This is a genomic window from Staphylococcus sp. HMSC36A10, assembly GCF_001838845.1.
Lineage (GTDB): Bacteria > Bacillota > Bacilli > Staphylococcales > Staphylococcaceae > Staphylococcus > Staphylococcus aureus.
In genome coordinates, this window is the sequence record NZ_KV839130.1 from 141,245 (window position 1) to 153,767 (window position 12,523).

Sequence of the window (12,523 nt, forward strand, 5' to 3'; positions counted from 1 at the left end):
ACATATTCCGAGAATTATTATTCTAACTTTGTATGAAGATTTAAGGATAATGGTTTCAAAATCAATTGAAAAAGACAATTTCTATTTAAACAAGAAAACTAAACCGAAGTAATAACTCTTAGGGTTTGGTATTATTCTTTCATAGAAATTGTCTTTTCATTTTTTAGATTGCGGTAATTGAATCGTATTGAAAATGAGCTGAACTTTCTTTATTATGCTGAAACTAAGTTTAATGATCAGTGAAGCTAGAGAAATATAGTAACAGACTTTGTTAAAAAATTAAAATCTGAGTATTGTTATTGATGATCAATTAACACTCAGATTTTATTAAATCGTATATTAAATTTACAAAAACTATTTTTTAGACTTTATTTTTCCAGTCCATTTTTTATAGCCGCCTTTTAACATATAGATATCTGTATATCCATTCTTTTTCAAAATACGAGCGGCTCTATAGCTAGCAATCCCATTGGCATCACATAAGTATACCGGTTGGTCTTTTCTTAATCCTTGGAATCGTTGCCTGAACATTGTCATAGGAATATTGCGAGACCCATTAATGTGACCGTAGTCATAGTCAACTTTCTCTCTAACATCGATGACTTGAGCTTTTCTAATCCCATTATGGAATTCATTTTGATCTAATTCTTTAACAGCTCGCTTGTTAAGAATTTGTTGAACAATCATATAAGCAATAATTGCTATAACTAAAATTATTGCGATGTACAAACTAGCACTCATCTTGCATCCTCCCTAATTAAACGATAATATAATTATAAGACTGTTAGGTCAAATTATCAAAATATTTCACTAAAGAATTACAATTATTATTCATTTAGTTAAATTGATTAATTAGCGAATCAAATATTATACATTTTGCTGATAGGAGTTCTTGAATATGACTGAAACTTGGAATTTTATTAATACAGGAAGTAAAGACCCATATTATAATATGGCAATGGATGAAGCGTTATTAAATTTTGTCTCTAGAGGTGAAATTGATCCAGTTATACGTTTTTACACATGGAATCCTGCAACATTATCAATAGGGTATTTCCAAAGGCTACAAAAAGAAATTGATATTGATAAGGTTAAAGAGAAAGGTTTTGGTCTCGTAAGGCGTCAAACTGGTGGCCGTGGGGTGCTACATGATAAAGAGTTAACTTACAGTGTGATTGTGCCTGAATCGCATCCGAATATGCCTTCTACAGTTACAGAAGCGTACAGAGTGATTTCACAAGGATTATTAGAAGGATTTAAAAACTTAGGATTTAATACTTATTTTGCGGTACCTAAAACGCCTGAAGAGCGTCAAAAATTAAAACAACCTCGAAGTTCAGTGTGTTTTGATGCACCAAGTTGGTATGAGCTAGTTGTTGAAGGCCGTAAGATTGCTGGGAGTGCTCAAACGAGACAAAAGGGCGTAATCCTCCAACACGGTTCGATTTTACAAGATATTGATATTGATGAACTGTTTGATATGTTTATTTATAAAAATGAAAGATTAAAATTAAAAATGAAAGAGGCATTCGTTGAAAAAGCAGTTGCCATCAATGATATTTCAGATAAACACATTACTATTAGTCAAATGGAAGAAGCTTTCGAGAAAGGTTTTAAGAAAGGTTTAAATATAGAATTAAAGCCACTTGAATTAACAGAAGCTCAATTGGCAGAAGTGGAAGAATTAACTGAAAAATATCGTTCAGATGAATGGATGTTTAGAAAGTAGTTTTTAGAATAAAAAATGGAAGCACGTAGACTATTTTACCTACAAGTGCTTCCATTTTTTTATCTATTTTCTTCTTTGATTTCTTTTATACTTACGCATCGCTTTGCGATATTTGCGTTGGTCTTCAGTTAAGATGAAGAAATAATAAATCAGATAAATAATACCAGCTATTACAGCAAAGCTGACTAACATTCTGACGATTGAAAAAATAAAGGCATCTAGATTCATTACTAATCCAATCGCAGCAATAATAAGTACAAGATAAAATATTATATTACGCATTAAAAGACTCCTATCATGATTTTGCATTTAAGTTTAATTTTGACAACGCTTGTTGTCCTTTTGTAAGTTGTTTTTTATCTTTATTTTGATAGCCATTTTTAATATCATCAAATGCATGATTCAAATCAGAGTTTAATTTATCGATATTTTTAGACGTTTTTTTATCATCATCACTAAGTGATAAACCATCGATAGCATCTTTGTATGAAGTGTGAGCACTTTGAATATCATTAGAAATTTGATTTAATTTCGATTGAACATTCTTATCGCCTTTGTTTTTACTTACATCTTTCTCAATATCGTTATAGGATTTCAAAGCTTTAGCAACTTTGTCGTAGTATGTTGATGTAACATTCATCAATTTAATTTTCGTATTATTAGATGCAGTTTTTTTACTGTTTTCTTTATCCTTTTCAAGCCCTTTAATTTTAGATTTAGAATCACTAATTTGTTGATTAAGTTCTTGAATATCTAGTTTGAGTTGATGATTATCTTCTCTTAAATCTGTTGTTTTTTCTTCTAATGGTGCTAAATTTTGTGATCCACATCCAGCTAACAATAATGTTGCGCCAACAATTGAAACCAATTTTTTCATTACTATCTCCCTAAAATCAATATCTATTATTTTTTATCCTCATTATGATATTATTTTAATGTATAAAGTTGAAATGCACAAACGTTTCACTAGGAGGTAATAAGATGAGCAGAATAACACAAGTGCATCGTATTTTAGAACAAAAACATTTAGATGCGATTATCATTCTTTCGGATTACAATAGAAGATATTTATCAGGTTTTACTGGTACCAGTGGAGCACTTATCATATCTAAAGATAAACAATATTTGATAACAGACTTTAGATATATTGATCAAGCAACTAAGCAAGCGCCAAATTATGAAATTATTAATCGTAAATCTACTATTATTGGTGAGATTAAAGAATTGCTACACCAAGAAAATTTTGAAAATGTAGGTTTTGAGGGGCACCATGTAAGTTATGATACATACCTTGAATTAAATAAAAGCCGTATATCATTAATAAGCATTTCTAATACTGTAGATAAAATTAGAGACGTCAAAGATGCTGAGGAAATTGCTTTAATTCAAAAAGCAGCTAATATTGTTGATGAAACATATGAATATATTTTAACTGTTGTAAAAGCAGGTATGACTGAAAAAGAATTAAAGGCAATATTAGAAAGTAAAATGCTAGAATTAGGAGCAGATGGACCATCATTCGATACGATTGTAGCATCTGGTCATAGAGGTGCATTACCACATGGTGTTGCAAGTGACAAAATTATTGAAAAAGGCGACATGATTACATTAGATTTTGGCGCGTATTATAACGGCTATTGTTCAGATATTACTAGAACATTTGCTATTGGAGAACCAGATCCTAAACTGAAAGAAATATATCAAATAGTACTTGAATCTCAAATGAAAGCAATTAATGAGATTAGACCTGGCATGACTGGTGCAGAAGCTGATGCCATTTCAAGAAACTATTTAGAGTCAAAAGGGTATGGAAAAGAATTTGGACATTCACTAGGACATGGTATTGGTTTAGAAATCCATGAAGGGCCAATGCTGGCTCGTACGATACAAGATAAACTTCAAGTTAACAACTGTGTTACAGTAGAACCTGGTGTTTATATAGAAGGTTTGGGCGGTATAAGAATAGAAGATGATATTTTAATTACAGAAAATGGTTGTCAAGTCTTTACTAAATGCACAAAAGACCTTATAGTTTTAACATAAGCGTGTAAAATGAGGAGGAAACTGAATGATTTCGGTTAATGATTTTAAAACAGGTTTAACAATTTCTGTTGATAACGCTATTTGGAAAGTTATAGACTTCCAACATGTAAAGCCTGGTAAAGGTTCAGCATTCGTTCGTTCAAAATTACGTAATTTAAGAACTGGTGCAATTCAAGAGAAAACGTTTAGAGCTGGTGAAAAAGTTGAACCAGCAATGATTGAAAATCGTCGCATGCAATATTTATATGCTGACGGAGATAATCATGTATTTATGGATAATGAAAGCTTTGAACAAACAGAACTTTCAAGTGATTACTTAAAAGAAGAATTGAATTACTTAAAAGAAGGTATGGAAGTACAAATTCAAACATACGAAGGTGAAACTATCGGTGTTGAATTACCTAAAACTGTTGAATTAACAGTAACTGAAACAGAACCTGGTATTAAAGGTGATACTGCAACTGGTGCTACTAAATCGGCAACTGTTGAAACTGGTTATACATTAAATGTACCTTTATTTGTAAACGAAGGTGACGTTTTAATTATCAACACTGGTGATGGAAGCTACATTTCAAGAGGATAATCTCTAATTTGTTAACAAATAGCTTGTATTCACTATACTGATTTAACGTAAGATATTCTAAATAAGTCTCATAAAGCTATTGCCTAAAATGATTATAGGTTATATGCTGATATGAGGCTTTTTATTTTTAAAATAATTTTTAAAATATAAAACGAATCGTCTAATTGGTAGTGAAAAAACATAGACATGAGTAAAGGTATATATCTACATATCATATTGTTGAGGATTAAACATAATAGCTAATAAAAATAACATTGATATGTTTAACTGAATGCATAAAATTTTTAATCAAGAGTTAAGATGAGTCAATGTTAAGTAATAAATACACAAGTGTTTTTAATTTAAAATGTGTTTTTATTATATCTTTGGGATAGACTTATAATGTCGCCAGCAATATGAACATGCTTGAATTGAAGAGTTGTCTCAAGTAAAATAGACGGGTAGATGAAAACAAACTGAAGGAGTCAGTAATAATGAACTTTAAAGAAATCAAAGAATTAATTGAAATTCTGGATAAATCAACTTTAACGGAAATCAATATTGAAGATACTAAAGGCAAAGTGACGCTTAAGAAAGAAAAAGAAACTGAGATTATCACGCCACAAATCTCACAAATGCCAGTTGAAGCTGCGGCAATGCCTATGCCTCAAGTACAATCAACTGATAGCAATAAAACTGAAGCTCCAAAGCCAACTTCAGATAATCACAAAACAATTAATGCACCTATGGTAGGTACATTTTACAAATCGCCATCTCCAGACGAAGAAGCATATGTGCAAGTTGGGGACACTGTTTCAAATGAAACAACAGTGTGTATTTTAGAGGCAATGAAACTATTTAATGAAATTCAAGCAGAAATTTCAGGTGAAATTGTTGAAATCTTAGTAGAAGACGGACAAATGGTAGAGTATGGCCAACCGTTATTTAAGGTGAAATAATGAAAAAGGTTTTAATTGCAAACCGCGGTGAAATCGCAGTTAGGATTATTCGCGCTTGTCGTGATTTAGGCATCCAAACTGTTGCAATCTATTCTGAAGGGGATAAAGATGCGCTACATACTCAAATTGCTGATGAAGCATATTGCGTAGGTCCCACTTTGTCTAAAGATTCATATTTAAATATTCCGAACATCTTATCTATTGCAACTTCTACAGGTTGTGATGGCGTTCATCCGGGTTATGGCTTTTTAGCTGAAAATGCTGACTTTGCAGAATTATGCGAAGCATGCCAATTGAAGTTCATTGGACCAAGTTATCAATCTATCCAAAAAATGGGTATCAAAGATGTTGCTAAGGCAGAAATGATCAAAGCCAATGTTCCAGTTGTTCCTGGTAGTGATGGTTTAATGAAAGACGTCTCAGAAGCTAAGAAAATCGCTAAAAAAATTGGCTATCCGGTCATCATTAAAGCTACTGCTGGTGGTGGCGGAAAAGGTATTCGTGTTGCTCGTGATGAAAAAGAACTTGAAACTGGCTTCCGAATGACAGAACAAGAAGCTCAAACTGCATTTGGTAATGGTGGACTTTATATGGAGAAATTCATCGAAAACTTCCGCCATATTGAAATCCAAATTGTTGGGGACAGCTATGGTAATGTAATTCATTTAGGAGAACGTGATTGTACAATTCAAAGACGTATGCAGAAATTAGTGGAAGAAGCACCTTCCCCAATTTTAGATGATGAAACACGTCGTGAAATGGGAAATGCCGCAGTGCGTGCAGCGAAAGCTGTAAATTATGAAAATGCGGGAACAATTGAGTTTATATATGATTTAAATGATAATAAATTTTATTTTATGGAAATGAATACACGTATTCAAGTAGAACATCCTGTAACTGAAATGGTAACAGGAATTGATTTAGTTAAATTACAATTACAGGTTGCTATGGGTGACGTGTTACCGTATAAACAAGAAGATATTAAATTAACAGGACACGCAATTGAATTTAGAATTAATGCTGAAAATCCTTACAAGAACTTTATGCCATCACCAGGTAAAATTGAGCAATATCTTGCACCAGGTGGATATGGTGTTCGAATAGAGTCAGCATGTTATACTAATTATACGATACCGCCATATTATGATTCGATGGTAGCGAAATTAATCATACATGAACCGACACGAGATGAAGCGATTATGGCTGGCATTCGTGCATTAAGTGAATTTGTGGTTCTTGGTATTGATACAACTATTCCATTCCATATTAAATTATTGAATAACGATATATTTAGAAGCGGTAAATTTAATACAAACTTTTTAGAGCAAAATAGCATTATGAATGATGAAGGTTAATAGGAGGTCAATCCATGGTCAAAGTAACTGATTATTCAAATTCAAAATTAGGTAAAGTAGAAATAGCGCCAGAAGTGCTATCTGTTATTGCAAGTATAGCTACTTCGGAAGTCGAAGGCATCACTGGCCATTTTGCTGAATTAAAAGAAACAAATTTAGAAAAAGTTAGTCGTAAAAATTTAAGCCGTGATTTAAAAATCGAGAGTAAAGAAGATGGCATATATATAGATGTATATTGTGCATTAAAACATGGTGTTAATATTTCAAAAACTGCAAACAAAATTCAAACGTCAATTTTTAATTCAATTTCTAATATGACAGCGATAGAACCTAAGCAAATTAATATTCACATTACACAAATCGTTATTGAAAAGTAATGTCATACCTAATTCAGTAATTAAATAAAGAAAAATACAAACGTTTGAAGGAGTTAAAAATGAGTCGTAAAGAATCCCGAGTGCAAGCTTTTCAAACTTTATTTCAATTAGAAATGAAGGACAGTGATTTAACGATAAATGAAGCGATAAGCTTTATTAAAGACGATAATCCAGATTTAGACTTCGAATTTATTCATTGGCTAGTTTCTGGCGTTAAAGATCACGAACCTGTATTAGACGAGACAATTAGTCCTTATTTAAAAGATTGGACTATTGCACGTTTATTAAAAACGGATCGTATTATTTTAAGAATGGCAACATATGAAATATTACACAGTGATACACCTGCTAAAGTCGTAATGAATGAAGCAGTTGAATTAACAAAACAATTTAGTGATGATGATCATTATAAATTTATAAATGGTGTATTGAGTAATATAAAAAAATAAAATTGAGTGATGTTATATGTCAGATTATTTAAGTGTTTCAGCTTTAACGAAATATATTAAATATAAATTTGATCAAGATCCACATCTCCAATCTGTATTGATTAAAGGTGAGCTTTCAAATTTCAAAAAGCATTCAAGTGGTCATTTATACTTTAATGTGAAAGATAAAGAAAGCGTTATAAGTGCCATGATGTTCAAAGGTAGTGCTTCTAAATTAAACTTCGAACCTAAAGAAGGAGATGAAGTCTTATTAGAAGCACGTGTTTCTGTTTTTGAACGTCGTGGAAACTATCAAATTTATGTAAATAAAATGCAATTAGATGGTATAGGGAACTTATATCAAAAATTAGAAGCATTAAAGAAAAAATTAACTGAAGAAGGTTGTTTTGATAAAGCGAATAAGAAATCAATACCTAAGTTTCCTAAAAAAATTGCAGTTTTAACAGCGAGTACAGGTGCCGCAATTCGAGATATCCATTCAACGATAAATAGTCGTTTTCCATTAGCTGAACAAATACAAATTAGTACTTTGGTTCAAGGTGAAAAAGCAAAGGACGACATTATTGAAAAAATTGAATATGCAGATAGTTTAGGTGTAGATACCATTATTGTAGGTCGAGGCGGTGGATCCATAGAAGATTTATGGAATTTTAACGAAGAAGCTGTCGTCCGTGCAATATATAATTGTAAGACACCGATTATATCAGCAGTAGGTCATGAAACAGACTTTACATTAAGTGATTTTGCTGCAGACATCAGAGCTGCGACTCCAACTCAAGCTGCTGTTATTGCAACACCAGACCAATATGAATTGCTGCAACAAATACAGCAATATCAGTTTACATTGACTCGTTTCATCAAGAAACATTTAGAACAACAACGTAAACATGTTGAACATTTGTCATCGTATTACAAGTTTAAACAACCAACTTTATTGTATGATCAACAGATACAACGTCGAGATGATTTAGAAAAGAGACTGAAACAACAAATTCAGGCAACTTTTGAACAACAGAGACATCGATTAATGCTGTTGCAACAACGTTATAATTTAAAAGCATTACTAAGTAGTGTTAATCAAGAACAACAAAATAATCTTCAATTGACAAACCAACTTGTTAAATTATTGAATTCTAAGATATTAAGTTATAAAAATGATTTGAAAAATAAAGTAGAAAACTTAAACAATTTAAGTCCAACTAATACAATGTTGCGTGGATATGCAATTGTTAATAAAAAAGACGAAGTCATTACGAGTACTAAAGATTTAACAGAAAATGATCAATTGACGTTAACAATGAAAGATGGCTTAGTAGATGCAAAAGTTACGAAAGTAAGGTGTAATAATGACTAAAGAAACGCAAAGTTTTGAAGAAATGATGCAAGAATTAGAGCAAATTGTTCAAAAATTAGATAATGAAACAGTATCTTTAGAGGAATCATTAGATTTATATCAACGTGGTATGAAACTATCAGCAGCTTGTGACACAACTTTAAAAAATGCCGAAAAAAAGGTGAATGACTTAATAAAAGAAGAAGCTGAGGATGTAAAAAATGACGAATCTACCGATGAATAAATTAATAGATGAAGTCAATAATGAATTATCGGTTGCGATAAATAAATCAGTAATGGATACTCAGCTAGAAGAAAGTATGTTGTATTCATTAAATGCTGGAGGTAAACGCATCCGACCAGTTCTGTTATTACTCACTTTAGATTCACTAAATACCGAGTATGAGTTAGGTATGAAGAGCGCAATTGCACTAGAAATGATTCATACATATTCACTTATTCATGATGACCTACCAGCGATGGATAATGATGATTATCGACGAGGAAAATTAACAAATCATAAAGTATATGGTGAGTGGACTGCGATATTAGCAGGTGATGCTTTATTAACTAAAGCATTTGAACTTATTTCAAGTGATGATAGATTAACTGATGAAGTAAAAATAAAAGTTCTACAACGGCTGTCAATAGCAAGTGGTCATGTTGGAATGGTCGGCGGTCAAATGTTAGATATGCAAAGCGAAGGCCAACCAATTGATCTTGAAACTTTGGAAATGATACACAAAACAAAAACAGGAGCATTATTAACTTTTGCGGTTATGAGTGCAGCAGATATCGCTAATGTCGATGATGCAACTAAAGAACATTTAGAAAGTTATAGTTATCATTTAGGTATGATGTTCCAGATTAAAGATGATTTATTAGACTGCTATGGTGATGAAGCAAAGTTAGGTAAAAAAGTGGGCAGCGATCTTGAAAATAATAAAAGTACGTACGTGAGTTTATTAGGGAAAGATGGCGCAGAAGATAAATTGACTTATCATAGAGACGCAGCAGTGGATGAACTAACGCAAATTGATGAACAATTCAATACAAAACACTTATTAGAAATCGTTGATTTATTTTATAGCAGGGATCACTAAAAGCAAATATATCGATTAGCAACAATTGTAAAGTTTGAAATGTCTCAAAAGGCATATTCAACTGACGTTGTTTGTTAATCGATTTTTCTCATGTTGAAACTTAAAATTATGTTGAAGACTTTCATTTAAAAAATAGAATTTTCAATTTCTATACGACAATATTCGTATCTGTGATATCAATGTGATTTTAATTAAATATGTTCAAACAATTGACGCTTATTAAATCTAATAATTAGCAAGTTTATTACACATATATTCATTTTTATACATATTTTAAGCAATTGTTATGCGTAATATGAAAAATATTTATAAATAGATAACCAAGATAGATAAACCATGTTTACCCTTTTTACGTAAAGGTGTTTAGTAGTCGTAAATCAGTGCATGTGTTAAAATAAATGTATAAATATTCGTAATCAGAGGTGTTTACTGTGCCCAAAAAATCGGTTAGGCATATAAAAATTAGAGAAATTATTTCAAATGAACAGATAGAGACACAAGATGAATTAGTTAAACGATTAAACGATTATGATTTAAATGTCACTCAAGCAACTGTTTCTCGTGATATTAAAGAACTACAACTTATTAAAGTACCTATACCTTCAGGTCAATATGTTTATAGTTTACCAAATGATAGAAAATTCCATCCTTTAGAAAAATTGGGACGTTATTTAATGGATTCCTTTGTTAATATAGATGGTACTGATAATTTACTTGTTCTAAAAACATTACCTGGTAATGCACAATCTATTGGAGCTATATTAGACCAAATCAATTGGGAAGAAGTACTAGGCACAATTTGTGGTGATGATACTTGTTTAATTATTTGTCGAAGCAAAGAGGCAAGTGATGAAATCAAGTCAAGAATTTTCAATTTGTTATAAGGATGCGATGAGTTTATGTTACAAACCTTATCAATCAAGCAATTTGCTATTATTGAAGAGTTAGAAATTCAATTTTCTGATGGTTTAACTGTTTTAAGTGGTGAAACGGGTTCAGGTAAGTCAATTATTATAGATGCAATAGGACAATTAATTGGAATGAGAGCTTCATCTGATTTTGTAAGACATGGTGAAAAAAAGGCTGTCATCGAAGGTATATTTGATATTGACGAGAGTAAAGATGCTATACATATATTGAAAAATATGGATATTGATGTAGATGAAGATTTTTTATTAGTTAAACGGGAAATTTTCAGCTCTGGTAAAAGTCTTTGTAAAATTAATAATCAAACAGTTACTTTACAAGATTTACGAAAAGTTATGCAAGAATTATTAGATATTCATGGCCAACATGAAACGCAGTCTTTGTTGAAACAAAAATACCATTTAACATTATTGGATAATTACGCAGAATCACGTTATCAAGATTTGTTGGATAAATATCATCAAACTTTTCAAAATTATAAAGCCAAAAAGCAAGAGTTAGAAGATTTAGAATCAGCAGACCAAGCATTGCTGCAGCGTTTAGATTTAATGAAATTCCAATTAGAAGAATTGTCTGAAGCACATCTAAAAGAAGGCGAAATAGAGCAACTTGAAATAGATATTAAACGCATTCAAAACTCTGAAAAATTAAGCTTAGCGCTTAATAACGCACATATGACATTAACGGATGAAAATGCTATCACTGATCGTTTGTATGAACTAAGCAACCATTTGTTAACAATAAACGATATAGTTCCAAACAAATATGACAAATTAAAAGAAGATATTGATCAATTTTACTACATTTTAGAAGATGCAAAACATGAGTTATATGATGAAATGGCTAATACAGAATTCGACGAACAAGTGTTAAACGAGTATGAATCTCGTATGAATTTGCTGAATAATTTAAAACGTAAATATGGAAAAGATATTTCAGAATTAATCGCATATCAAGAAAAGCTTAATAATGAAATCAATAAAATTGAAAACTATGAACAAAGTACATCGCAGTTACGAGAAGAAATAAATGCATTGTATAATCAAGTTATAGAGGTTGGACAAGCGTTATCAAAGCAGCGTCGTATAGTCGCTAGGGAGTTAAGAGACCACATTGTATCGGAAATTCAAAACTTACAAATGAAAGACGCAAATCTTGAGATTTCATTTAAAAAATTAGAAGAACCGAATATTGATGGAATCGAATTTGTAGAATTTTTAATCAGTCCAAATAAAGGGGAACCATTAAAAAGTTTAAATAAAATTGCGTCAGGTGGAGAACTTTCTAGAATTATGTTAGCGTTAAAAAGTATTTTTGTTAAATCGAGAGGTCAAACTGCAATTTTATTCGATGAGGTTGACTCAGGTGTATCTGGACAAGCCGCACAAAAAATGGCAGAGAAAATGCGAGATATAGCAGAATATATACAAGTTATTTGTATTTCTCACTTGCCACAAGTTGCATCGATGAGCGACCATCATTTATTAATTTCGAAGTCATCAAAAGATGATCGTACAACAACACAAGTTCAAGAGTTAATTGGCGATGATAAAGTAGATGAAATTGCACGAATGATTTCAGGTGCAAGTGTTACTGATTTAACTCGAGAAAATGCAAGAGAAATGATACAACACAATCAAAGACGTAGATAATTTCCAAAGTGTGTTGAATACTCATTTATGGATT

Annotated in this window: 15 protein-coding genes; 12 read left to right on the plus strand and 3 right to left on the minus strand. The window is 31.4% G+C overall.

The genetic code is table 11. The features are described 5' to 3' along the window. Positions 1 to 354: 354 nt before the first annotated feature. On the minus strand, positions 355 to 741 hold the full coding sequence (locus tag HMPREF3247_RS12755; protein WP_001276571.1) for a rhodanese-like domain-containing protein: 387 nt from the start codon (positions 739 to 741) through the stop codon (positions 355 to 357). 157 nt (positions 742 to 898) lie between these two features. Between HMPREF3247_RS12755 and HMPREF3247_RS12760 the strand changes: the two genes are divergently transcribed. Next, positions 899 to 1,729: a lipoate--protein ligase family protein gene (locus tag HMPREF3247_RS12760; RefSeq protein ID WP_000141113.1), complete on the plus strand. Its 831-nt coding sequence runs from the start codon at positions 899 to 901 to the stop codon at positions 1,727 to 1,729. 63 nt (positions 1,730 to 1,792) lie between these two features. Here the strand turns inward: HMPREF3247_RS12760 and HMPREF3247_RS12765 are convergent, their stop codons facing one another. Further along, positions 1,793 to 2,011: an SA1362 family protein gene (locus HMPREF3247_RS12765; RefSeq protein WP_001244301.1), complete on the minus strand. Its 219-nt coding sequence runs from the start codon at positions 2,009 to 2,011 to the stop codon at positions 1,793 to 1,795. A 13-nt stretch (positions 2,012 to 2,024) separates the two neighbouring features. Continuing rightward, complete coding sequence (locus HMPREF3247_RS12770) at positions 2,025 to 2,606, minus strand: hypothetical protein (RefSeq protein WP_000737686.1); 582 nt, start codon at positions 2,604 to 2,606, stop codon at positions 2,025 to 2,027. A 104-nt stretch (positions 2,607 to 2,710) separates the two neighbouring features. Here HMPREF3247_RS12770 and HMPREF3247_RS12775 point away from each other — a divergent pair, with 104 nt between their 5' ends. The 11 genes from HMPREF3247_RS12775 (at position 2,711) to recN (ending at position 12,489) form a co-directional block, all read left to right on the plus strand. After that, positions 2,711 to 3,772, plus strand: coding sequence for a M24 family metallopeptidase (locus HMPREF3247_RS12775; RefSeq protein ID WP_000087110.1), 1,062 nt, complete (start codon positions 2,711 to 2,713; stop codon positions 3,770 to 3,772). Between the two features lie 25 nt (positions 3,773 to 3,797). After that, positions 3,798 to 4,355 carry an elongation factor P gene (efp, locus tag HMPREF3247_RS12780; RefSeq protein ID WP_000626504.1) on the plus strand — a complete coding sequence of 186 codons (558 nt, stop codon included), beginning with the start codon at positions 3,798 to 3,800 and terminating at the stop codon, positions 4,353 to 4,355. A 473-nt stretch (positions 4,356 to 4,828) separates the two neighbouring features. Beyond that, positions 4,829 to 5,293 carry an acetyl-CoA carboxylase biotin carboxyl carrier protein gene (accB, locus tag HMPREF3247_RS12785; RefSeq protein ID WP_001009520.1) on the plus strand — a complete coding sequence of 155 codons (465 nt, stop codon included), beginning with the start codon at positions 4,829 to 4,831 and terminating at the stop codon, positions 5,291 to 5,293. Continuing rightward, entirely contained in the window at positions 5,293 to 6,648 is a 1,356-nt protein-coding gene (accC, locus tag HMPREF3247_RS12790) for an acetyl-CoA carboxylase biotin carboxylase subunit (protein WP_000756612.1), read from the plus strand. The genes accB and accC overlap by 1 nt, the downstream gene beginning before the upstream one ends. Positions 6,649 to 6,662: 14 nt before the next feature. Beyond that, entirely contained in the window at positions 6,663 to 7,025 is a 363-nt protein-coding gene (locus tag HMPREF3247_RS12795; RefSeq protein ID WP_000241588.1) for an Asp23/Gls24 family envelope stress response protein, read from the plus strand. Positions 7,026 to 7,084: 59 nt separating this feature from the next. Further along, on the plus strand, positions 7,085 to 7,474 hold the full coding sequence (gene nusB / locus HMPREF3247_RS12800; protein ID WP_000087385.1) for a transcription antitermination factor NusB: 390 nt from the start codon (positions 7,085 to 7,087) through the stop codon (positions 7,472 to 7,474). Positions 7,475 to 7,490: 16 nt separating this feature from the next. Then, positions 7,491 to 8,828, plus strand: coding sequence for an exodeoxyribonuclease VII large subunit (xseA, locus tag HMPREF3247_RS12805; RefSeq protein WP_001286928.1), 1,338 nt, complete (start codon positions 7,491 to 7,493; stop codon positions 8,826 to 8,828). Next, positions 8,821 to 9,051, plus strand: a complete 231-nt coding sequence (locus tag HMPREF3247_RS12810) for an exodeoxyribonuclease VII small subunit (protein ID WP_000159865.1) — start codon at positions 8,821 to 8,823, stop codon at positions 9,049 to 9,051. Before xseA ends, HMPREF3247_RS12810 begins: the two co-directional genes overlap by 8 nt. Then, entirely contained in the window at positions 9,029 to 9,910 is an 882-nt protein-coding gene (locus HMPREF3247_RS12815) for a polyprenyl synthetase family protein (protein ID WP_000183375.1), read from the plus strand. The genes HMPREF3247_RS12810 and HMPREF3247_RS12815 overlap by 23 nt, the downstream gene beginning before the upstream one ends. Before the next feature lie 431 nt (positions 9,911 to 10,341). Further along, positions 10,342 to 10,794, plus strand: a complete 453-nt coding sequence (gene ahrC / locus HMPREF3247_RS12820; RefSeq protein ID WP_001124985.1) for a transcriptional regulator AhrC/ArgR — start codon at positions 10,342 to 10,344, stop codon at positions 10,792 to 10,794. 15 nt (positions 10,795 to 10,809) lie between these two features. Beyond that, complete coding sequence (recN, locus tag HMPREF3247_RS12825; RefSeq protein ID WP_000942210.1) at positions 10,810 to 12,489, plus strand: DNA repair protein RecN; 1,680 nt, start codon at positions 10,810 to 10,812, stop codon at positions 12,487 to 12,489. Positions 12,490 to 12,523 lie beyond the last annotated feature (34 nt).

Bases quoted from the DNA above. Each gene is read 5' to 3' on its own strand.
- HMPREF3247_RS12755 (WP_001276571.1), bottom strand. From the start codon at position 741: ATGAGTGCTAGTTTGTACATCGCAATAATTTTAGTTATAGCAATTATT.
- HMPREF3247_RS12760 (WP_000141113.1), top strand. From the start codon at position 899: ATGACTGAAACTTGGAATTTTATTAATACAGGAAGTAAAGACCCATAT.
- HMPREF3247_RS12765 (WP_001244301.1), bottom strand. From the start codon at position 2,011: ATGCGTAATATAATATTTTATCTTGTACTTATTATTGCTGCGATTGGA.
- HMPREF3247_RS12770 (WP_000737686.1), bottom strand. From the start codon at position 2,606: ATGAAAAAATTGGTTTCAATTGTTGGCGCAACATTATTGTTAGCTGGA.
- HMPREF3247_RS12775 (WP_000087110.1), top strand. From the start codon at position 2,711: ATGAGCAGAATAACACAAGTGCATCGTATTTTAGAACAAAAACATTTA.
- efp (WP_000626504.1), top strand. From the start codon at position 3,798: ATGATTTCGGTTAATGATTTTAAAACAGGTTTAACAATTTCTGTTGAT.
- accB (WP_001009520.1), top strand. From the start codon at position 4,829: ATGAACTTTAAAGAAATCAAAGAATTAATTGAAATTCTGGATAAATCA.
- accC (WP_000756612.1), top strand. From the start codon at position 5,293: ATGAAAAAGGTTTTAATTGCAAACCGCGGTGAAATCGCAGTTAGGATT.
- HMPREF3247_RS12795 (WP_000241588.1), top strand. From the start codon at position 6,663: ATGGTCAAAGTAACTGATTATTCAAATTCAAAATTAGGTAAAGTAGAA.
- nusB (WP_000087385.1), top strand. From the start codon at position 7,085: ATGAGTCGTAAAGAATCCCGAGTGCAAGCTTTTCAAACTTTATTTCAA.
- xseA (WP_001286928.1), top strand. From the start codon at position 7,491: ATGTCAGATTATTTAAGTGTTTCAGCTTTAACGAAATATATTAAATAT.
- HMPREF3247_RS12810 (WP_000159865.1), top strand. From the start codon at position 8,821: ATGACTAAAGAAACGCAAAGTTTTGAAGAAATGATGCAAGAATTAGAG.
- HMPREF3247_RS12815 (WP_000183375.1), top strand. From the start codon at position 9,029: ATGACGAATCTACCGATGAATAAATTAATAGATGAAGTCAATAATGAA.
- recN (WP_000942210.1), top strand. From the start codon at position 10,810: ATGTTACAAACCTTATCAATCAAGCAATTTGCTATTATTGAAGAGTTA.